This is a genomic window from Paenibacillus sp. RRE4, assembly GCF_031844205.1.
Taxonomy (GTDB): domain Bacteria; phylum Bacillota; class Bacilli; order Paenibacillales; family Paenibacillaceae; genus Paenibacillus; species Paenibacillus xylanexedens_B.
Map to the genome: position 1 here is coordinate 32337 of NZ_JAUZUT010000010.1, position 21078 is coordinate 53414.

18 protein-coding genes are annotated in these 21078 nt (G+C 45.9%); 4 read left to right on the forward strand and 14 right to left on the reverse strand.

Going from position 1 to position 21078, the window contains the following annotated elements; translation table 11 throughout:
• Positions 1-8: 8 nt before the first annotated feature.
• From Q9R46_RS25095 to Q9R46_RS25120, 6 genes are all read right to left on the reverse strand, one after another.
• Positions 9-881 carry a CheR family methyltransferase gene (locus Q9R46_RS25095; RefSeq protein WP_090924482.1) on the reverse strand — a complete coding sequence of 291 codons (873 nt, stop codon included), beginning with the start codon at positions 879-881 and terminating at the stop codon, positions 9-11.
• Between the two features lie 69 nt (positions 882-950).
• Positions 951-4673: a response regulator gene (locus Q9R46_RS25100; protein ID WP_145334866.1), complete on the reverse strand. Its 3723-nt coding sequence runs from the start codon at positions 4671-4673 to the stop codon at positions 951-953.
• A complete protein-coding gene (locus Q9R46_RS25105; RefSeq protein WP_311282196.1) occupies positions 4670-5839 on the reverse strand; it encodes a PP2C family protein-serine/threonine phosphatase in 1170 nt (389 codons plus the stop codon). Before Q9R46_RS25105 ends, Q9R46_RS25100 begins: the two co-directional genes overlap by 4 nt.
• Before the next feature lie 363 nt (positions 5840-6202).
• Positions 6203-6547 (reverse strand): YflT domain-containing protein, encoded by a 345-nt coding sequence (locus Q9R46_RS25110; RefSeq protein ID WP_090924479.1) that lies wholly within the window; start codon positions 6545-6547, stop codon positions 6203-6205.
• 93 nt (positions 6548-6640) lie between these two features.
• Positions 6641-7177, reverse strand: coding sequence for a hypothetical protein (locus Q9R46_RS25115; RefSeq protein ID WP_311282197.1), 537 nt, complete (start codon positions 7175-7177; stop codon positions 6641-6643).
• 68 nt (positions 7178-7245) lie between these two features.
• Positions 7246-7755: a DUF948 domain-containing protein gene (locus Q9R46_RS25120; protein WP_145334860.1), complete on the reverse strand. Its 510-nt coding sequence runs from the start codon at positions 7753-7755 to the stop codon at positions 7246-7248.
• 220 nt (positions 7756-7975) lie between these two features.
• On the opposite strand from Q9R46_RS25120, the gene Q9R46_RS25125 reads away from it, so the two are divergent.
• Positions 7976-8140, forward strand: coding sequence for a DUF1328 domain-containing protein (locus tag Q9R46_RS25125; protein ID WP_090924476.1), 165 nt, complete (start codon positions 7976-7978; stop codon positions 8138-8140).
• A 375-nt stretch (positions 8141-8515) separates the two neighbouring features.
• The gene (locus Q9R46_RS25130; protein ID WP_123065860.1) at positions 8516-9010 is read left to right on the forward strand and encodes a hypothetical protein; all 495 of its coding nucleotides are present in this window, start codon (positions 8516-8518) and stop codon (positions 9008-9010) included.
• 105 nt (positions 9011-9115) lie between these two features.
• Here Q9R46_RS25130 and Q9R46_RS25135 read toward each other — a convergent pair whose 3' ends face one another.
• Positions 9116-10000, reverse strand: a complete 885-nt coding sequence (locus tag Q9R46_RS25135; protein ID WP_186331821.1) for a cation diffusion facilitator family transporter — start codon at positions 9998-10000, stop codon at positions 9116-9118.
• A 291-nt stretch (positions 10001-10291) separates the two neighbouring features.
• Here Q9R46_RS25135 and Q9R46_RS25140 point away from each other — a divergent pair, with 291 nt between their 5' ends.
• Complete coding sequence (locus Q9R46_RS25140) at positions 10292-10480, forward strand: hypothetical protein (RefSeq protein WP_145334854.1); 189 nt, start codon at positions 10292-10294, stop codon at positions 10478-10480.
• Positions 10481-10591: 111 nt separating this feature from the next.
• On the opposite strand, the gene Q9R46_RS25145 is transcribed toward Q9R46_RS25140, so the two are convergent.
• The 6 genes from Q9R46_RS25145 to Q9R46_RS25170 form a co-directional block, all read right to left on the reverse strand.
• Positions 10592-12217, reverse strand: coding sequence for an ABC-F family ATP-binding cassette domain-containing protein (locus Q9R46_RS25145; protein WP_311282198.1), 1626 nt, complete (start codon positions 12215-12217; stop codon positions 10592-10594).
• A 258-nt stretch (positions 12218-12475) separates the two neighbouring features.
• Positions 12476-13531, reverse strand: a complete 1056-nt coding sequence (locus Q9R46_RS25150) for an MBL fold metallo-hydrolase (protein ID WP_311282199.1) — start codon at positions 13529-13531, stop codon at positions 12476-12478.
• A gap of 92 nt (positions 13532-13623) precedes the next feature.
• Positions 13624-13896 carry a hypothetical protein gene (locus tag Q9R46_RS25155; RefSeq protein WP_311282200.1) on the reverse strand — a complete coding sequence of 91 codons (273 nt, stop codon included), beginning with the start codon at positions 13894-13896 and terminating at the stop codon, positions 13624-13626.
• A 7-nt stretch (positions 13897-13903) separates the two neighbouring features.
• A complete protein-coding gene (locus tag Q9R46_RS25160) occupies positions 13904-14938 on the reverse strand; it encodes a cytochrome d ubiquinol oxidase subunit II (protein ID WP_311282202.1) in 1035 nt (344 codons plus the stop codon).
• Positions 14935-16281 carry a cytochrome ubiquinol oxidase subunit I gene (locus Q9R46_RS25165; protein WP_090924468.1) on the reverse strand — a complete coding sequence of 449 codons (1347 nt, stop codon included), beginning with the start codon at positions 16279-16281 and terminating at the stop codon, positions 14935-14937. Before Q9R46_RS25165 ends, Q9R46_RS25160 begins: the two co-directional genes overlap by 4 nt.
• Positions 16282-16663: 382 nt before the next feature.
• The gene (locus tag Q9R46_RS25170; protein WP_311282203.1) at positions 16664-19516 is read right to left on the reverse strand and encodes an ATP-binding protein; all 2853 of its coding nucleotides are present in this window, start codon (positions 19514-19516) and stop codon (positions 16664-16666) included.
• A 282-nt stretch (positions 19517-19798) separates the two neighbouring features.
• On the opposite strand from Q9R46_RS25170, the gene Q9R46_RS25175 reads away from it, so the two are divergent.
• Positions 19799-20497, forward strand: coding sequence for a response regulator transcription factor (locus tag Q9R46_RS25175; protein WP_311282204.1), 699 nt, complete (start codon positions 19799-19801; stop codon positions 20495-20497).
• Positions 20498-20579: 82 nt separating this feature from the next.
• On the opposite strand, the gene Q9R46_RS25180 is transcribed toward Q9R46_RS25175, so the two are convergent.
• Positions 20580-20996, reverse strand: coding sequence for a hypothetical protein (locus Q9R46_RS25180; RefSeq protein ID WP_145334838.1), 417 nt, complete (start codon positions 20994-20996; stop codon positions 20580-20582).
• Positions 20997-21078 lie beyond the last annotated feature (82 nt).

The following is a 21078-nucleotide window of genomic DNA, read 5'->3' on the forward strand; positions in this document are numbered from 1 at the left end:
CTAACCCCCTATTTGATCTTCCGGTATATTTTTTCGGTCCGGTCTAACGGCTCATAGGCATCACTATATTCTGTAAAATGAATGGATTCTTTCGATCCCAGAACGAGTATGCCAAAGTGGCTCAAGCTCTCATGAAACAGCCCATGCACATGGTTCCGCAGCTCATCGTTGAAATAAATCATGACATTGCGGCAAAAGATAACGTTAAACTCATTAAATGACCGGTCTGTTGCCAAATTATGTTCGGCAAAAATAATGTTTTTCTGAAGAAACGGGTGAAATATAACGGAATTATATTTCGCTGTATAGTATTCGGAGAAGGCTTTCGTGCCCCCTGCCTCCAGATAATTTGTTGTAAACAACTTCATTTTCTCAATACCGTATACGCCTTCCTTGGCCTGTTGCAGTGAGCGGTCATTCATATCCGTTGCATAGATTCGTGCCTTGTCATACAGACCTTCCTCATGCAGCATAATCGCCATGGAATACACTTCTTCACCCGTAGAGCAGCCTGCATGCCATATCCGAATATAAGGATAGGTTCTCAGAATAGGAATGATCTTTTCGCGAAACATGCGAAAAAGCGATGGGTCTCGGAACATTTCCGTTACCGGAATGGATAAATTCTGTACGAACCGTTCAAACGATGAACGGTTGTGCAGTACCTTTTCCTGTAGCCCGGATATGCTTTTCACTCCTTCTGCATGCGCATAATGCCATATTCTTCGTCTCAGGGATGGCAACGCATAATTTCTGAAGTCATACCCATACAAACGATGCATTCCTTCCAGCAGCAATTCAATCTCAATCAGTTCCCGTTCTTCATCTTGCGGTATACGGATCGTATCTGCTCCCGTCTCGTTAGGTTCCCACGGTGTCATAGCTTCTCTCCACTTCATCTTTGGTTACTTGCGTATGCGTTATTGTCCTTCATTACCCAAACCATACGCTTACGAATACAGCCATACCCGCATTAACGATAACAATTGATCGGTTTGAATCGGTTTTTTCACATAATCGGATGCTCCAGCCTCAATACATTTCCCTCGATCCTCTTTCATCGCCTTCGCTGTGAGCGCAATAATCGGCAATTTATCAAATTTCGGATTCTGTCTGATCCGTGTCATCGCTTCGTATCCGTCCATCTCTGGCATCATCATATCCATCAGCACCAGATCAAACTCCGGATTTTTCTCCAGTGCCTCCAGCGCCTCACGACCGTTCTCAGCAAACGTAACATCCATTCGGTACCCTTCAAGCACACTGGATAATGCAAACACATTCCGGATATCATCATCGACTAGCAATATTTTCTTGCCTTCGAACAAGGTCTCTTTGTTATGAAGCTTCTGCAAAATACGGCGTTTGTCCTCGGGCAGGTTGGCTTCTACCCGATGCAGGAACAATGTCGTTTCGTCCAACAATCGCTCCGGTGACTTCACGTCTTTGATAATGATCGATTCCGCATATTTACGAAGTTTCATCTCTTCCTTGGAATCCAGCTCTTTACCCGTATAAATGATGATTGGCAAGTCATTCAGATATTCATCATCCCGAATCTGATCGAGCAATTCGAAACCCGTCATATCCGTCAGCATCAGATCCAGCACCATGCAGTCGTAACGCTGGCTGTGCAGTTCATTCAGTGCCTCTTGCCCTGTAGAAACAGCCGTAATAGCAACATCATCATGACCGATCAATTCAATGATTGCTTTGCGCTGAATTTCATCATCTTCAACGATGAGCAGTCGTTTTAATTGATTTTCCGTATAGGATTCGATATGGGAGAATGCTTTATCCAGCGAATCTTTGCTGGATGGCTTTTTCAGATATGCGATGGCCCCCATCATCAAACCTTGTTTCATATCATCCACAACCGAAATGACATGCACCGGGATGTGACGTGTTACGGAGCTGCTCTTTAGCTCGCCCAAAATCGTCCAACCATCCATCACAGGCAGCTGGATATCCAGAATGATTGCGTCAGGCAAGTATTCACGGGCCATCTCCAGCCCCGTATCTCCCTGAAGAGCAACCAATGCCTTGAAGCCCCGGCCTCTCGCCATATCCATCAGAATGTGGGCAAACTTTACATCATCTTCGATGATCAGCAACGTTTTATCACCTTCTACGATGGCATTAGCATCGTCTTCTATGCGTGTCAGCTCTGCACTACGAGCAGGCGATAATTCAGCCACACGAGTTCGTTCCGGGTCAGAGACAAGAATGGATTGTTGCGAAGAACGGGCAGGCTGAATATCCGGCACTAGCGCTTGTTGTTCTGAAGATACCGCTGCTTCCCTTGCTGCTTCTTCCTCTGCCCATTCAGCCTCTTCATGATTATCCGGCAGGAACAGGGTAAAGGTGCTTCCCACTCCTTCTGAGGAATCCACCTGTATAGCCCCACCGAGCAGACGTGCCAATTCGCGGCTAATCGATAAACCAAGTCCCGTACCACCGTATTTACGACTGGTTGTGCCGTCTACCTGCTGGAACGCTTCGAAGATCAGATCCGTCTTGTCAGATGGAATGCCAATGCCGGTATCTTTGATGCTGAATCCAAGGTATTCCTGATTCGTATTCAGATATCCCGGCAATTCCTCTGGCTTCATACGCTTAGCAATCAGACTCACCGAGCCACGGTTTGTAAACTTGAATGCGTTGGACAACAGGTTTCTTAAAATTTGTTTCACCCGATGACTGTCTGTATAAATCCATTCCGGAAGTGAGCTATCAAAATCAATATTCAGATCCAGTTCCTTCTTGTTAGCCATCGGACCAAAGTTCTGGGTGACAAAGCCCGTTAATTCATCCAATCGGACGGTTTCGTAGTTGATGTCCATCTTGCCTGCGTCTACTTTAGACAGATCGAGAATCTCATCAATCATCTTCAGCAAATCTGCACCTGACATATAAATGGTTTGTGCATATTCCTGCTGTTTGCTGCTGAGATTGCCATCCTTGTTCTCCGACAATAACTGAGACAATATGAGCAGACTGTTCAGTGGAGTACGAAGTTCATGCGACATATTGGCCAAAAATTCCGACTTGTACTTACTGGTCATCGACAATTGCATCGCCTGTTGTTCCAATTGTGTCTTCGTTTTCTCTATTTCATCATTTTTCTCTTCCACTTCACGTACCTGTTCTTCAAGCGCACGCGTTTTGGCAATCAGTTCGGTATTAAAATGTTCCAATTCCTCCTGCTGACGCTGTAGCAACTCCTCCGAACGTTTAAGCGCATCCGTCTGTTCTTCCAGATTCTCATTGGAACGGCGCAATTCTTCCTGCTGTGTCTGCAGTTCCTCGGATTGCACCTGTAACTCTTCCGTAAGCGCCTGCGACTCCCGCAGCAACTCTTCCACACGAAGACGTCGCCGAACATTATTGAGGATGACACCCAAATTCATAATCAACTGACCGAACAGCTGCTTGTGCATCTCATTAAAACCTTCGAACGAAGCCAGCTCCACCACACCGATTAATTCGTCTTCAAACACAACCGGGTAGATCATAATTCCTGCAGCTCGCGCAGAACCCGAAGCAGAACCGATGCTCACATATTCGTCAGGTGTATGATCCAGCACAATTGGACTCATATCCAGGGCAGCCTGACCAATCATGCCTTCCCCGATCCGATACACCTCTTTACCGAGCTCTCCATTTTCTTCAAAAGCATATGAACCATAACGTCTCAGCTCATCTGGATGCTTCTCTTCGTCGATCAAGTACACTACACCCAGCTGCGCACCGAGCACAGGTGTAAATTCACTGATAAACATCTGGGAAATTTGACGAATGGAGCCGATTCCCCGAAGAAGTTCGGGCACTCTCGCAATGTTGGAACTCATCCAGTTCTGATCCTGCTGAGCCTGCACATAGGCTTTCTCGATCTCCAGCTTCTCTTCCAGATCGTTAGACACATCTTTGAACACGGTGGCAATTTGACCGATCTCATCCGTGGACTTGATTTGAATCCGGCGGATCGTTTTATAGCGACCTTTGCCAAAACTCGTGATCATCATCGACACTGTATTCAACCCACGCGTAATACTAGGAAGCACCCACAGGATGACTCCCAGGGCAAGCAGTAATCCCGCGACCATGATGCTGACCGTAATCTGAACCGCTCTGGTATATGCGGCATTCGCATTCTTGATCTCGGCATCAATCTCCTGATCCTGATAACGAGATAGGGCATTCAGGCTATCTACGGCTTCCTTCTGAACGGCAAGTCCCGTAGAGTTGCGATAGTTGTTCGCATCCTGCACCCGGCTCTGGGACATCAGACTGATGACTCTTGTCGCATAATTCGTGTAAGCATCCCAGGCATTATTCACACGATCCACGAGTTGATGCTCCGTAGCCGTATCTGCGCGATCTCTTACCTCTTCCAGATAACCGACACCTTTTTCCTTCATTTCCTTCAGATCTGCTTCTGTCGCACTGACCGAATTGCTCGGGTTTAACAACAAGTTAGCTACTACTTTGGCAATATCATTGACTTCCCCACGTGCCGCGGAAGTAAATCGCACCTTGAGATAACGTTCCTGATACATCTGGTCGATCTGTTTATTACTGCTGTTAAGCCGCTCATAGCTTACAAAAGTAAGAGCAATCATAATGGCCATCAAGGCGGTAAAACCAATCAGCAGTTTATTTCTGATTTTCATTCCATTACCGCCCCTTTATCTAGCGTAATCCACACGAGACACTTATCATCGTCCCGTTCCGGATTCAATTCATCATCGAAGAACAATTCCTGCATCGCCTCTTCATTCCATGCATGGGAGCCTCTTAATTGCTCTTTCAAAAATTCCAACTGTTGCTCCTGATCGCCCTGAACGGCTTCAAGCAAGCCATCCGTATACATCGCAATATGTCCATCGCCTTCGTAATGAATGGTCTGCGGTTCAATTTCCATTTTGTCGAACAAACCCACCGGGTAGCATACGCTGTCAAATGAAGTTACACTGCCGTCACTACGGAAAAACAGAGCTGGAGGATGCCCTGCATTGACATAATCAATCCGTTTCATACGCGTGTCTACGACTAAATAGATCGCGGTAAAGTAGTACTGCACCAGTTGTTTGCCCAGATGCAACTGGTTAAAGCGACGGTTTAACTCCTGAATGACCTTCTCCGGGTCTACATATGTCGTCACTGTATCCTTAAGCACAGATGCGATAAACATCGTGAACAGGGATGAAGATATGCCATGACCCATCATGTCCAGAAGCAAAACCCCATATCGCCCCTCTCCAAGCGGGAACCAGGAGTACAAATCACCTGCTAGCTCAAAGGACGGTTTATAGATGGCATGTACCTGAAATAACGGATCTTCGATGGCATGACTCAGCACGGCGCTTTGCACCATCGCCGCCAGTTTGAGCTCATCCTGAATCCGCTGGTCACGCTCCTTGTGCCAGTCTTTCTCCTGTTTCAGACGCAAGGCTAGCCGGATTCGGGCCATCAATTCCACTTTGTTAATCGGCTTCGTTACATAATCCGATGCACCTGCATCGAGCGCTTCGGCCAGCTTCTTGGAATCACCAATAGCAGTTACCATAATAATCGGGATATCTTTCAGATTTTCATATTTCTGTACAATACTGCACGCTTCGATGCCATCCATCTCCGGCATCATCATATCTAACAAGATCAGGTCAATATCCGAGGGTTTTGGACGCAGTTCGCTGTGATCTTCACCAATTCCCAATACTTCGAACATCTCCATAGCTGAGCTTGCTGTCACAATATCGCGGTAATTTTCTTTTTTCAAAATTTCTCGAATGATAATGACATTCGTCGGATTATCGTCAACAATAAGTATTCTCATTTCTATCTCCTTATCTTTGGCGTCCGGGTTTGTCGATAGTTATCTATTCAACGAACAACCTTATTTATACATATTTCGCATCCAGAGCGGGCAGTAGACATAACAATTCCTAGTCTAACTATAATGATAAATCCAGAAAATGACTATCAGCAAATCAAACCATTAGAGGTAGCTTTCCCTTGATTTTATGGTTTTTGCAACGGTTTATACCAGGTGCCTGGCCCATTACTGAGGCAGAACTTGCAAAAACATAGATAAGGAATGGGGTTCCCCCCATTCCTTATCTATGTTTTTGGTTAAGTCTGTCCCGGTTCACCGCAGGGCACTATTTGATATAACACTCCTGCGTTCAGGATGTACATATTAGTCTTTCTTTTTGGCAATGATCAGTACCTTGCCTTTATCCAATTCACTTTCATAGAAATCAGCCTCGGCTTCGGTAAACCCCATCGATACGATTTTGGCCCGAAGTTCGTCACCGCGTGAACGGAACAGATTCGCCATGGAATCAAATAAACCTTCCTCCTTGATGCCAATCTCGTTAGCATCTGCGGTATCTGCAATGCGATCCGTACGATCCTTCTCATGGGCTAGAACGAAGATATGATCAGCTAAGTATCCAGTAGTCTGCAACTCTTTCACCGCTTCTACTGCTTGAACTCCGTTTTCTACCACTTTGGCATACGCCTGTGCGTTGGTTGAATTCATCGTTTCCACTCTCCTCTGATTAATCTTCTTTATCGCGCTCTTATAGTATATAACCATACTATTTTACGTTGAAACGTAGGCTGGATCAGAATCTCAGGAAACCGTATCGTCGAAAAAGTCAACAGCATCAATCTGTTTAGAGCCTGATTTCATATATACTTTGATCGCGTAATGACCACGAAGAAATACCTCGCCATCTTCAGCAACAGCGTAAGGCTCGCCCAAGATTTGATGTATAGCATCCATATGCATTGGGACAGACTTCCCATTCAAGTTCAAGTAGTCATGCGAGCCATCCACACGGATGAACTGAATCATGTCTGTGTCTTCACATATCCCCACATTCACATGACGGAAATGATATTCCGGACATCCCATATAAGGATCTTCTTTGACGGCAACTGGCTGACCTAACTTGGCAAATAATTCATGCTTTCCATCCTCCAGTGAAACGCCATTCAGAGTCCGAAACTGCTCGAACGTCCCGGAACGATCCATAGCCAAAGTCATCTCTGGCTCCTGTTCCTCCATTACCGTCCATTGCATGTCATGAGCAGCTGGTGTTGCTGCCGGTTGAACGGAAAAGGGAGAAATTACGCTAAACATAGTCACTAGCAGTAGTTTCATCATGATTCTCACCCTTTCATCAAGTTCATCACCGCCCTGAAGGCTTCACCAATTTTCAGAAAGCAGTCACGTTATTTACGCATCCGTTGCCACACATTAGCGGCAAGATCAACATAATTCATCCAGTTCTTCCCGCCCTTTGTTTTATCCTGATATGTAGCTTCATAAGATTGCACGGTACGCTCCGCGGGCGTCGCAGGTGGAGCTGTTACCTGATTGGATTGAGACGGTTTGCCTGCTTCTGCTTTGGAGGGTCTATTCTGAAATCGAGTCATCAGTGTAGTGGACACCTGCTTGGCAGCCGCCGTTACTTCACTTAGAACTTCTCCCAAATTCTCAACGGATTCCATTACCGGGTCAATCTTCTTCATTTTGTGTTGCACATCAGCCGTAATGTCATTGGCATGTCGTACTGTCTGTTTTACTTCATAACTGAGTTCATCAATCGTTTTCTGCACTTCCTGCAATGTCTGAGAAACATTGTCCAGTGAGCTCTGGGCAGATTTTAATGTGCGAATCAAAAAGAAAACCAGTACAGCAAATGCCACTGCAATTAGGGCCACGCTCAGTTGATAGATCATAAAAGAACCTCTCTTTCCATGGTTGCGTTCGGTTTTGTTATTGCTATAGTTACCCGAGGCTTTCCCGGGCGAAACAAAGAAAAATGTCCCTCCAGCGACGTATAGAAGAAGAAAAAAACACCATGTTTCAAGTCATTTGACCTCGGTTAAGGTTAGACTACACAGGGCAGTGAGACACTCAACTCACGCCACAAACTATAACACGAAAGGATGGATTCTCATGTTAAAATGGTCTGTCATTTTTCTGATTATCGCTCTGGTTGCCGGAATCTTCGGGTTCTTCGGAATTGTTGAAGCAGCTGCCTCCATTGCCAAAGTATTGTTCTTCATCTTTGTTGTACTCTTTGTCATTTCCCTTATTACGGGACGAAGCCGAATGCGATAAATGTGGATGTCTAAATCTGATGATTGCATTACATACGAAAGCCGATGATGCCTCCAGGCATGTCGGCTTTTGTGCGTTCCAGGACAGGTAGACCTACCTATTTTTCTATATTTATGTATTACACTCCCTTCTGCTTTATTCCAGAAAACACCGCCGAAGAGTTCTCAAAAACAGGACTTTAATGATATGGTCAGCCCGATTTCATGCCTCGTAAGTCTGATTTTTACAGGCTTTCTATATACCCACATATGCGCCAGTTGACTCTGGAGGAACCAAGAAAAAATTGTTATAATTTGTGATTCATAGGTGAGCTTGCTTGGTTACTTTTAACACAGGACACCAAAAACTACATATTTAACCGAGGAGGAAAAACAAATGAAAAAAATCGTAAGTTTTGCCGCTGCTTTAACATTGATGGGTTCCATGGCTGCCGCTGCAGGTGCTGAGGAAGCGGTTACCGGCACGGTAACACCAACAACTTCCGGTACTGAAGCAACTACAACTACACCGGCAACAACAAAACCGGCTGTAGAAGTGAACAAACCTGCTGTTCAGACTGTTGAAGGCAAGGTTGAAACCGTGACAGGCAGTACCTACAGCGTAAATGGTAATAATCCTGTGCCTGGATCTGACTTAATGTTCGAAGAGCCGCTTGTAAAACCGGGTGACGAGGTTGTAATGCCAACCATGTTGCTCAACTTGCTGGAACGCACATGGTTCTATGATGCACCAAACGGTAAACCGATCGGTGCTCTGAGCGCGCAAGTCGTTGATACAACAGGTGAAATTGTTGACGGATTCGACGGCGGCGAATGGGTCCAAGTATACACTTGGAAAGGCAAAGCCTGGATTCACGTTGCGATTCAATAATATCGTATAATCGTTTCTAACATAAGTAAAGAGGACAGTACGCCACACTCGCGTCTGTCCTCTTTTTGCTATATCTATTTTGTGAAAACTCCTGCTTCAAGTGATTTATGACAGGTGTATCTCTTCAGATCGAGGCTCAACATGTACATGAACGTGCATAATGTTATGCGAACGTTTCAGTCGTGACTCCACCTGATTACAGATTTCATGACCTTCTACCAGTGTTAATCCCCCGTCGACTTCAATGACCACATCTACCAGAACATGGCTACCATGTACTCTCGCCTTCACATCCTTGATCGTTTCTACACCAGGAACCCGGGCAACGGCAGATCTTAGATCCGTCAATTGCTTTTGATCAAAGCCATCGGTAAGCAGATGAGTCGAATCACGGAAAATTTCCCACGCTGTTTTACAAATCAGCAGCCCTACCAGTATAGCAGCTACTTTATCCAGCCAAGGAAGTCCGAATTGTGAACCAACGATGCCAACGGCAGCACCGATACTCACCCAGGCATCGGAACGATTATCTTTAGCCGCCGCATGCAAAGCCTGGCTATTAATTTTTTGGGCTAGACGCGAGTTGTAGCGGTACACCCCCAGCATAACTACAGCACAGATCGAAGCTACGCCGGCCGCCCATAGGTTCGGAGCAGTGTAATCGCCAGCATACCAGGATCGGACCGCCTCAACCAATACTTGAAGTCCTACAACCGCCATAATAAATGAGGCAAGTAATGCCGCGATCGTCTCAGCCCGAAAATGGCCATAGGCGTGATCCGAATCCGGCGGCTTTTGCGATATGCGCAGGCCAACTAATACTGCCACAGATGCCACAATATCCGTAGCATTATTGATACCGTCTGCAACCAGAGCGCTGGAAGCAAACAGATATCCACAAATCAGCTTAAATGCAGACAAAACGAGGTACGCCGCGATGCTGATCCAGGCTCCCCGCTCTCCTTTACGTATTTCTTCATAAGCGTTCAAGGGGACGACACTCCTTTTCACGATTCCAATAACTAAGTTTTTCCATAGTACCAAATGCAGGCCGTGTGGGTCTATAGAAACAGTGTTGCCGGGTAGCATGGCTGTAGGCAAGCCGAAACAAAGTTTCCAATAGGCAGGGCTTTAGAGATGAAGAAACAATGTTGGTTCAGGTAAAACTGGTGGAAAGCAGCATTTTATCAGGTTGCCCTTGTGAGGCCTTTATAAAACGTATAAAATGAGTACATCCCGTCCTAATTGGACGGCTTACTGCAAGACCGGGAGGGATATATAATGAGCGAAAATAATGAACCGAAAAAGATCAGCCTGCAAGACGCGATCCGTCAAAAGCTGGCACAAAAGAAAGAACAGCAAAACTCCGGCAACCAGTCCGGTGCTTACTTTGAAGGCGGCCCTAAAGCCATGAAGAGCCAGAACAATAAAAAGCCAAACAACCAGCGTCGCCGTACAGGAGGCTCTTAGGTTGCAACAGATTTACTGGAGCGATTCAGCTGCAGTACAACAACACAAAAAAGCCGCAGGCCCTCTTGAAGGACCTTGCGGTTTTTTGTGTGTTCTTATTTTGGAAAGGAATTAAGCTTCAACAGGATACATCTTGTTACGCAGCTCTTTTACTTCTTCGCTTTCCAGATATTCATCATAGCTCATCTGACGATCGATGAGGCCCGTAGGCGTAATTTCGATGATACGGTTTGCAATCGTTTGGATGAACTGATGGTCATGGGAAGTGAACAGCATCGTGCCATCAAAATCGATCAAACCGTTATTCAGTGCCGTAATGGATTCGAGATCCAAGTGATTCGTCGGTTCATCCAGAATGAGCACATTGGCGCCTGTCTGCATCATTTTCGCGAGCATACAGCGTACCTTCTCTCCCCCGGACAATACACTTGCTTTTTTCAAAGCTTCTTCCCCGGAGAACAGCATACGGCCCAGGAAGCCACGCAAGTACGTCTCATCCTGGTCTTTGGAGTATTGACGCAGCCAATCCACGAGGCTCATCTCTACACCATCGAAGTATTGTGAGTTATCTTTCGGGAAATACGCCTGAGTTGTGGTTACACCCCAAGTATATTCTCCCGCATCCGCCTCTGTTTCACCCATCAGAACATCAAACAGCAGTGATTTCGGGTTGCCGTTCGGGCCAACAAAAGCGATTTTGTCGCCTTTGTTTACCACAAAGCTGATATCGTTCAGCATGCTCTCGCCTTCAACTGCTTTGCTTAGACGATCCACAGTCAGCAATTGTTTACCCGCTTCACGCTCAGGCTTGAAGTTAATGAAAGGATATTTACGGTTGGACGGACGAAGGTCATCCAGCGTAATTTTGTCGAGTTGTTTCTTCCGGGAAGTCGCCTGTTTGGATTTCGAAGCGTTCGCGGAGAAACGTTGAATAAAGGCCTGCAGCTCTTTAATCTTCTCTTCTTTTTTCTTGTTTGCATCCCGCTGCAAAGCAAGCGCCAATTGGCTGGACTCGTACCAGAAGTCATAGTTACCTACGTACAGCTGGATTTTACCAAAGTCGATGTCCGCGATGTGCGTACATACTTTGTTCAGGAAGTGACGGTCATGGGATACCACGATAACGGTACCTTCATAATCCATCAGGAAGTTCTCGAGCCATTGAATGGATTCGAGATCCAAGTGGTTGGTAGGCTCATCGAGCAACAGGTTGTTTGGACGACCAAACAGCGCTTGTGCAAGCAATACGCGGACTTTTTCGTTACCGCTAAGCTCTACCATTTTTTTGTCATGCATATCGCGATCGATCCCGAGACCGATCAGGAGTGCTGCTGCATCCGGCTCAGCATCCCAGCCGTTCAGTTCAGCAAACTCACCTTCAAGCTCACCTGCACGTAATCCATCTTCTTCTGTGAAATCTGCCTTCGCATACAAAGCATCCTTCTCTTTCATGATGGAATACAAACGAGCGTGACCCATAATGACGGTTTCGAGAACCGGGTACTCATCATATTCGAAGTGGTTTTGCTTCAATACGGCCATACGTTCGCCCGGGGTGATGTGCACCTCTCCCGAGTTGGCTTCAATCTCGCCGGACAAGATTTTCAAAAATGTTGATTTGCCGGCTCCGTTCGCACCGATCAGGCCGTAACAGTTGCCTGGCGTGAATTTGATATTCACATCTTCAAAAAGTGCACGTTTTCCGTAGCGGAGCGTGATGCCGCTTGTACTGATCATTAAGCATACCATCCTTTATTGGTTAATCTGCATACTGCATGAATAGCAACCTGCGTAAATCATGGATTCAATATCCGATGCCTATTCTGGCACCATATTATAACACAAAAAAGCGGCAAATTCGAAAATCAGCCGCTTTTTACGGATTAAAGTTTTGGTAAATATGCTGTTCATGCACGTATGTTTATAGATTACCATATCTGCCTGACTTTTGTTAGGCCCGGTTAACATACTTTTCATGGAATTTTTAATTCATGCTCACTCGGTCTCATCGGCTTCATGCCGGATGCGAAGAGTTTCACCATGTCCAAGCACTCTAATCCGTTCCTTGGCGATGTCGAGTCGTTCCCGCTCCGCCTCCAGCCGATCCAGTGCTTCCTTGGGTGTGTCGTCCGCCAGCTTGAAGGTTCCGTAATGCATAGGCACCATAAGTTGCGAACCTGTTTCTACGAATCCCTGTAATGCCTCCTCTGGTGTCACATGCTGGGAGGTCATGAACCATTCGGGGTCATACGCGCCAATCGGCATCAGCGTTACGCCAATGTCGAAGCGTTGACCAATCGTTTTGAACTCCTTGAAATACCCGGTATCCCCCACAAAATAAAGGACAGGTGGATAACCTGTTGCTTGTTTGTCATCGTGAGCTTTCCGTGATTCAGGATTTGCTGAAGCAGACCGGTCTGGCATTTCTTTTGCTGCTGCGCTCTCTTCTGACACATGTACGGCGTGATTCGGCTCCAATACGTAACCGCCCCAATGAGACGTATTCGTATCAAATAACGTTCGGCGTGTCCAGTGCTGAGCAGGCACAAACGTAATCTTCACTCCACCGAGCACCATATGCTCCCACCATTTCATCTCCTGACAGCGATGGAATCCCTTACGGATCATCTTGCGTTTCAGGCCGTCCGGCACAATCAGCAGTGTCTTCGATGTAATCAATTTGCGCAGGGAAGCCAAATGTAAGTGATCATAGTGGGAGTGAGAGATAAGGATGACGTCGAGCGGCGGAATATCCTGAATCGGAATGCCGGGGGCACCGAGTCTGCGTTGAAACCCCATTTTTTCCGCCCACACCGGGTCGGTCACAATGTTCAGTCCATAATATTGGATGAAAAAGGTGGAGTGTCCGATCCACGTGATCGTGGTTTCTTCCCGGTTGGCATGTAAATAATCCAGTTCAGGCTCGTGCTTCGGCACCTTGTAGGAATAGTCCTTTACTTTGCGGCGCCGCTGTTCTCTCCACTGCTTGAACTCCTTCAGCGTTTTGTCTGTACTGACATTATCGATATTGTTATAACGAATTTTGGGCATGAAGGGGCCTCCTCCCTTCCTCAGTTCTTAACATCAGATTACCCGCATCGGCAGTGGACGTACCACCTGACATAACTACAGCGGCAATGTAATCATTCCTTTGGATTTTTGCATACCGCCATATAGATAAACAGAAAGACAATCGCGGTCACCATAATCAGAGGCGGAGCATACATGATCGTAAACGTCTCAAAAAAGCTGAGCCCCGTGATCCCCGGTATGCCTTTCACCCCTTCTTCCAAAAGCGGATGCAAGTGCACACCCGGATAAATACCAGCGGGCCACGCAGATCTCAGCACCGAAAGTTGCCGGGGTAGCAGAGCAGACAGCATATAGAGAATATTCAAAATCGTCGTCGCAAACATGGCGAAGTCATCCTTTCCTTTTCCCGGCGTTACCGCGCACATAATTGGCATCAAACAGGAACAACTTCATAATCAGCACCAGCGATGGGATGAGCACCAGGAGCCCGAGACTGAATGCCGTGATCAGCGCAATCCCCATCGTTCGGTTCGTAAAGCTATCGTAAATGTTGATGTACGGGTACAGAATATAGGGCAGATGTGAGCGACCATATCCGTACCAGGCAAAGGCAAATTGGAGCATCACCGCGATAAAACACCAGCCCAGGTATTTCTCCTTCCACACAAGCGACACTGCGATAACAAAACAGATAAAGGATGCGATAAACATCCATGACATGTCCACCATACGTTCAAAGTGAGCCGGATTTTGTTTGTTAATTTGCAGGAAGGCCAGGAAACTCGCAAAAATCGTGGGCAAGCTCCACAGCAACGCATACTCCCGAAGTACGCCAAAGGCCGGTTCATCGCCCGCTCGCTTCGCGTAATAGGACAGGAACATCGCCGAAATGTACAGCACACTCACCAAGGCCAGCAATACAACAGACCATGTATAGGGATTTGTCAGAAATTCACGCCAGCGAAAAAATACCTTTTCGCCTACCTGCTCGATAATCCCGCCTTCGGATATCGCCAAAATGGTGGAGAACACTGCCGGGATCAGCAACCCCGTTGCTCCGTACAATGCCAGATAGATGCTGCTATTTTTCCCGTGGTTACCATAGGTATTGTAGGCGTAATACACCCCCCGGATTGCCAGTAGCACAATCGCTAGCGAACCCGGAACAAGCAGAGCTGTACCATAAAAGAACGCACTATCCGGGTAGAAGCCGACCAGCCCCACCACAAAGAAAATGAGAAACACATTCGTCACTTCCCACACCGGGGAGAGGTAGCGCTGAATAATGTTATGAATTTTGTTTTCATGTCCGGTCAATATGCTGTAAAAGCTGAAGAATCCTGCGCCAAAGTCAATCGACGCCACGATCAGATAACCGAACAGAAACGTCCACAATATCGCGATGCCTGCAATTTCAAAGTTCAATGCACGATGCCTCCTTCCAGTCCAAGCGAATCCAGTTCCTTCTCCGCTTCCTTATTACGGAACAACTTGCTGATCACGCGGATACAGGAGAAACACAGCACCAAATACAGCAGAATAAACAGCACGAGCATCCATCCAACCGAAGTCGAGGTCGTTGCCGCCTCGGACACCTTCATATATCCGCGCAAAATCCAGGGCTGTCTCCCCACCTCGGCAAACATCCAGCCAAGTTCAATCGCAATCATCGCCAGTGGGCCGAGAAGCACGATGCCAAGCAGCAGCCATTTGGGATAAGGTTTGCGTCCCGGAAGCCAGCGACGAAGCACGTACAGTACCGGAATCAGCAGGATGATAACCCCTGTTGTCACTTTCAGGTCAAACATGTAATGGATGGACAACGGCGGCCTGAGATCGGCAGGATATTCTTCCAGTCCCTTCACTTCTGTATCCGGTCGATTACCAGCCAAAATGCTCAGCGCATAAGGAATTTCGATAGCATATTTGACCTCGTTGTTTTCATCCAGAATCCCGCCATAGACGAGCGGTGCTTCCTTCATCGTTTTGAAATGCCACTCGGCAGCCGCAAGCTTCTCAGGCTGATATTTCGCCAGAAATTTGCCTGAAGAATCACCGATCATAACGGTGCTAATCGCAAACACAAGCGCAGAAACGGTTGTGAGCTTGAGCGCTTTTTTGTAATACACATGATCTCGTCCACGCAAAAGACTGAACGCCGCAATCCCTGCCAGCACGCCTGCACTCAGCGTGTAGGACGAAGCGAGCACATGGGACACTTTCGTTGGTGTCGCCGGGTTCAGCATCGCGGCAATGGGATCGATATCTTTCATGATGCCGTTAATCAAGGTGAAACCTTGTGGCTGGTTCATGAATGAGTTCACGGTTGTGATAAATATCGCGGAAGCGGATGAGCCAAGAGCTACCGGAATAAGCAACAACATGTGCGTGTATTTCTTTTTGAAACGATCCCAGGTGTATAGGTAAATTCCGAGAAATATCGCTTCTACGAAAAAAGCAAATGTCTCCATAAAAAGCGGCAATGCAATCGCTTGACCAGCGACACGCATAAACATGGGCCACAGCAAGCTCAGCTGTAAGCCGATGGATGTGCCTGTAACTACACCTACGGCCACCGTGATCACAAAACCTCTCGCCCACCGACGAGCCAGCAAGGTGTAATGAATGTCATTGGTACGTAGCCCCCGCCATTCAGCCAAAGCAATCATGAGCGGAACACCTACACCAATGGAAGCAAAGATAATATGCACAAACAGGGTCAGACCGGTCAGAATCCGGCTGAGCAGTACAGGGTCCAGAGATGACATGGATACACTCCTCTTTCAGCGTAATCGTTATCGTTATTTGATTGTTTCGTTGTATCGTTATGGGTTATGTACAGGCCTAGACAGGATTTTTAATAACTCATAATGCGGATGATGCTTTTGACCACGGCGTACAGTACAACTACAGCCGCCACCAGACAAACGATGATGAGCGTTTTCTCTTGTTTGCGGAACATATACGGGTTGCCCTCCTTTTGCATAGGATGCAAATTATGGCTCTATATACAGTGTGCAAAAATTCCCGTTTTTTTATCCCAGATGAAGAAAAACAAAGTTAGAACGATAAAAAAAGCCTTTACCTTCCGCACGGTCACGTGCCAAAAGATAAAAGCTCACGATACGATATTAACTTACGGTAAACAGACTAGAGGACAACGTCCTGTTTGGGCAGCCTGACTTTGAACGTACTGCCTTTCCCTGGAGCCGACATGAAGGTCAGACTCCCTTGATGGTCCTCCACAATTTTGCGGGAGATATATAATCCGAGGCCCGTGCCACCAATCTGACGATGATCCGAATTATCTACACGATAGAATTTGTTAAAGAGCAGATCCTTCTCACTCTCGGCAATACCTATGCCATAATCCCGTACATCAATGCATAGGGCTCCCTCTTCTTCCCATAATGTGACATCAATTCGCTCTGCTCCTGGAGAGTACTTTACCGCATTACCTATCAGATTATGCAATACTTGAACGATCCGGTTCTGATCCGCATAAGCAAAGAGATCACCATTAAAGGCATGCACATAGATTCGCTGAGAAGACTTCATGTTCCACTGCTCTGCTACACCTTCAACCAGGTCCACGAGAGGAACGTAGGTCATATGGTAAGTCATGCCTTCGTTATCCAGACGTTGAATATCAAGCACATCATCAAGCAAGCTGCTCAGACGTTTGCCTTCAGATGCAATGGTCTCCATAAATTCTTTACGTTGGGATGCCGGAAGGTCATACATTAACATCAGTTCAACATATCCCATGATGGTAGCCACAGGTGTACGAAGTTCATGGGAAACCACGCTGATCAACTCATTTTTCATCCGATTCAGCCGCTCTTCACCCGTTAAGTCACGAAATACGAGCAGGAATCCATGATTTTTCCCCGGCACGTCCATCTGTTTCATATACAACGAAAATACGCTTTGCTCCACATTGTCAAAACAGAAATTGGTCTCGATGAATGCTTGTTCTCCATTCAGAAACGCTCTTGTCTGTTCTGTCAGATTGAAGTCGTTAGTCTGCACCATTGAATCGATGGCTTGAGCCAAGTCAGTTATGGATTCTCCAAGGAAATTACCGAGTCCGAACATCTCTTCGATTCTGCGATTCACAATCGTGATCGTACCTGAACGGTCAGACATGACAAGCCCTTCGCGAACCGATTCAATGAATTGTTCACTGATATCGCGCTGTTCCTGAATCGCTGCCTTCTCTTGGAACAGCTCCAGATTAAGGTGCTCCAACACAAGGGCATGACGCACCCGATCTTCTTCAGCACGAGTACGTTCTGTAATATCTTTGATGAACAGATTGTACAGCGTCTCGTTTTTCCCCAATTGAATCTCTACGATTTTATACTCGATCGGAAATACGGAACCGTTCTTGCGAATACCTGATATTTCATCAACTGTTGTGTACCGCTTGCCTTCGACAAACGGATATCGCTCTAGCAACACTTTAATTTCCTTACAGCCGACTCCTTGAAAAAGAGACGGGGCTTGTTTCTGTTGCACAACCTCTTCCCGCTCAAGTCCAAACATTTTCTCGGCCTCGGGATTAAATTCAATAATGATCCCGTGAGAATCAACCGCGACAATGGCATCAATCGAAGATTCAATGATGGCCCGTTTGATGCCTTCGCTGTTTTTAAGTTCTTTTGTACGGGCAATTACTCTGTCTTCCAGCGTTAACTTGTCTAATTTGATCTGTTCAAACTGTTCAAGTAATACATCCGCCATTTTGCGTAAGTTTCCGATGAGAATTTGCACCTCAGTCACATGACTGTTTGGCCAATCCATGCCTCCGTTTCGAAACAATAAACGTGGAAGAGAACCTGTTAGCCGGGTCAAGCGAAGCAAGGGTCTTACCACTTTGCTGCTCAAAGGGGCTGCCACAATCATAGATGTAACGATAATAACGAATAAAGATTGCAGCGTCGTCAAATAGATCTTTTCAATCTGCGTGTAATACTGGGACGAATTGGTTTCAACCAAAACCTCGTAAGGAGTTTCTGCCGTTTCCTCAGCCTCATAAATGAAAGAAGCCTGTCTCCAATGATTCAGGATATCAGTGTAATGAGCTTTCTCTGAATTTAACAATATTGGGCCGCTCGCCGATGTAATCACTTGGAAATGTTGCATATTCATGAACTCTCCCGGCTGATATTCGGGCAGTCCAGAAACAACGATCGCTTTACGCTGATCCAGCAAAACTACATTCATACCCAGCAAATGGTGGTAACGCTCTACATTTTCTACAAGGTTATCCGGTGTTACATAATGCTGATCTAAATCCTGAACAACAGCATTCGCTGCATGCCTCATATCCCGTAAGATGGATTCATTCATCTGGCTCAATTGTCTCCGGGCATCCACAGACAAGAGAACAAGGGATACAAAGACAACAAAAGCAACCACATATTTAAACGCAATTCTGGATAGGGGAATCGTGCCTGCGCGTTTTGCCTGATGTTCCCCCAGCGTGATCCAAAAATCAACTACAATGCCTGCAATCAGGGCATTTACCATGCTCACGACAGCCATGTACATAAATTCATATTTGATCACTTCCACACTCAGACCTAATACGTAATATCCGTAACCAATTACAGGAAGCAACATTGAAACCCAGAACACAGCATTAGCTTTGATCAGACTGCCTTTTTTTGAAGAACGTAGTTGCCAGCCCAACATCCAAATCAACTCTATAAAATGTCCTGCCATAATATAAAGGTTATGCGTATCCATACCAACGATCAGGCTTTTAATCAGATAGATTAACGCAAGTGTTACAAAACCGTAGATCCCTCCATACAAACGAAGGGCAACCAATGCCGCAGCACTAGTGAGTACAAATTGCACGCCATAGAACAATGTAAACGGAAAAATGGCACTTAGCGTGCCAAAGATCACGAGAAGGCGTGCTCCAATCCATGGTCTTCTCAGGTGCAGTAGAATCCGTTCCAACAGGTTCCTTGCTTCCGTTATCCCATACATATACATCTGTTCCCCCTAATAGCCGGTGATAACTTTGAACCTTTTTCCCCTTTAACCACTCTGATTCATTATACTTTAAGTAACATTCATTGTACTTATGGCAAAAATTATGATTCGGCAAAAAAAGTAAACTCATGATAAACTACATTATCAAGTAAAGTCATTTTGCAAGTTGGTGTCACTTCCTATATTCTGGAATAGAACCATTAAATTTTTTGCAGTATTTTTAATCATTTTATCGTATTTTCTTAACAAATCCTCGTTCGTAAGGAGTGTGAAGCTATGTCAATCAAAGTACTTCTTATAGAAGATGAAAAGAATTTAGCGGACATGATCGCTTTTTTTCTTGATGAGGAAGGATACATAACCGAGCGGGTTCATCATCCCCGTGAAGCACTTCATTTATTTTCACAGTTTCAACCTGATATTGTGGTAACAGATTTGATGTTGCCCGAAATTGACGGTAACGAGCTTGTTGATGCTTTTCGGCAACATTCCACCGTTCCTGTCCTGATGATATCTGCAAGTACGATGTTAAATGATCGACTTCGTGCCTTACATAACGGTGCTGACGATTTCCTCTGCAAGCCGTTTAGTCTGAAGGAGTTGGACGCCAGAATTAAAGCATTGCTACGCAGGTCGATTATCACTTATCAGGATAAATCGGTTAAAGAGAATCAGCCATCTGAAGTGACGGGGCACATTAATGTAAACGAATACAGGAGAACGCTATTTGTAGATAGTGTTGAAATCGATGTAACCCATATTGAATTTGAAATTATGAAGGAATTGTATCGCAACCCGGGCAAAGTGTTTACCCGTAATGAACTGATGGACCGTATCAAAGGCTCTGAACGCGCCTATCTGGATCGAACCATCGACGTACATATCTCTAGTCTTCGCAAAAAAATAGAGCCCGACCCCAAAAATCCCCGTTATATTAAAACGGTATGGGGTACAGGCTATAAATATATGGTCTAGTTGGTCTTCGAATAAAGCCGTCACAAAACATAAACATAACAAAGGTTATAAAAACAGCTGCAAGCGCCATGCTTCTTTCGTTTTACCTGATGTGTAAAGCGGAAGGCATGGTTATCGGTGTTTCATACCCGAAAGTTTGCAGCCACTTCTCAATGCCGCTAACCAATTGATCGGGGGCTTGCTCGTTCCAGAGCATCAACTTCATAACACCAATACCTGTAACCTGTTGCAGATGACGTTTACGAACCAAGGATGTAAAATCGGTAATGACCAGTAGAGGCACATCCGGTACAAAAGCGCGAATGGCTTTCGCCGCGGCTATTGCCTGATCAGCGTTCCTATAATCCACAATGCAAAAACGGGAATTCTCCCAATCCCCTCTTCCTGTTCCCTTTACTGAATCTGATGGCGCAGAAGCAATCCAATCCTCAAACAAAGGTTTGATTTTCTCAAAGTTAATACAACGCTCTCCATCCGTTAGCACAGTAACAGGCTCCATAGATATAACCTCCAATAGCTTCTTACCTATATTGTGTCAGGTTTCATTTAAAAATGTTTGTGCACGAACATGAAAGAAGTGT

Coding starts and splice junctions, on each gene's coding strand:
- Q9R46_RS25170 (WP_311282203.1), bottom strand. CDS start 19,516: ATGTATGGGATAACGGAAGCAAGGAACCTGTTGGAACGGATTCTACTG.
- Q9R46_RS25175 (WP_311282204.1), top strand. CDS start 19,799: ATGTCAATCAAAGTACTTCTTATAGAAGATGAAAAGAATTTAGCGGAC.
- Q9R46_RS25150 (WP_311282199.1), bottom strand. CDS start 13,531: ATGCCCAAAATTCGTTATAACAATATCGATAATGTCAGTACAGACAAA.
- Q9R46_RS25125 (WP_090924476.1), top strand. CDS start 7,976: ATGTTAAAATGGTCTGTCATTTTTCTGATTATCGCTCTGGTTGCCGGA.
- Q9R46_RS25155 (WP_311282200.1), bottom strand. CDS start 13,896: ATGTTTGCGACGACGATTTTGAATATTCTCTATATGCTGTCTGCTCTG.
- Q9R46_RS25165 (WP_090924468.1), bottom strand. CDS start 16,281: ATGTCATCTCTGGACCCTGTACTGCTCAGCCGGATTCTGACCGGTCTG.
- Q9R46_RS25130 (WP_123065860.1), top strand. CDS start 8,516: ATGAAAAAAATCGTAAGTTTTGCCGCTGCTTTAACATTGATGGGTTCC.
- Q9R46_RS25145 (WP_311282198.1), bottom strand. CDS start 12,217: ATGATCAGTACAAGCGGCATCACGCTCCGCTACGGAAAACGTGCACTT.
- Q9R46_RS25120 (WP_145334860.1), bottom strand. CDS start 7,755: ATGATCTATCAACTGAGCGTGGCCCTAATTGCAGTGGCATTTGCTGTA.
- Q9R46_RS25105 (WP_311282196.1), bottom strand. CDS start 5,839: ATGAGAATACTTATTGTTGACGATAATCCGACGAATGTCATTATCATT.
- Q9R46_RS25115 (WP_311282197.1), bottom strand. CDS start 7,177: ATGATGAAACTACTGCTAGTGACTATGTTTAGCGTAATTTCTCCCTTT.
- Q9R46_RS25180 (WP_145334838.1), bottom strand. CDS start 20,996: ATGGAGCCTGTTACTGTGCTAACGGATGGAGAGCGTTGTATTAACTTT.
- Q9R46_RS25100 (WP_145334866.1), bottom strand. CDS start 4,673: ATGAAAATCAGAAATAAACTGCTGATTGGTTTTACCGCCTTGATGGCC.
- Q9R46_RS25095 (WP_090924482.1), bottom strand. CDS start 881: ATGACACCGTGGGAACCTAACGAGACGGGAGCAGATACGATCCGTATA.
- Q9R46_RS25110 (WP_090924479.1), bottom strand. CDS start 6,547: ATGAATTCAACCAACGCACAGGCGTATGCCAAAGTGGTAGAAAACGGA.
- Q9R46_RS25140 (WP_145334854.1), top strand. CDS start 10,292: ATGAGCGAAAATAATGAACCGAAAAAGATCAGCCTGCAAGACGCGATC.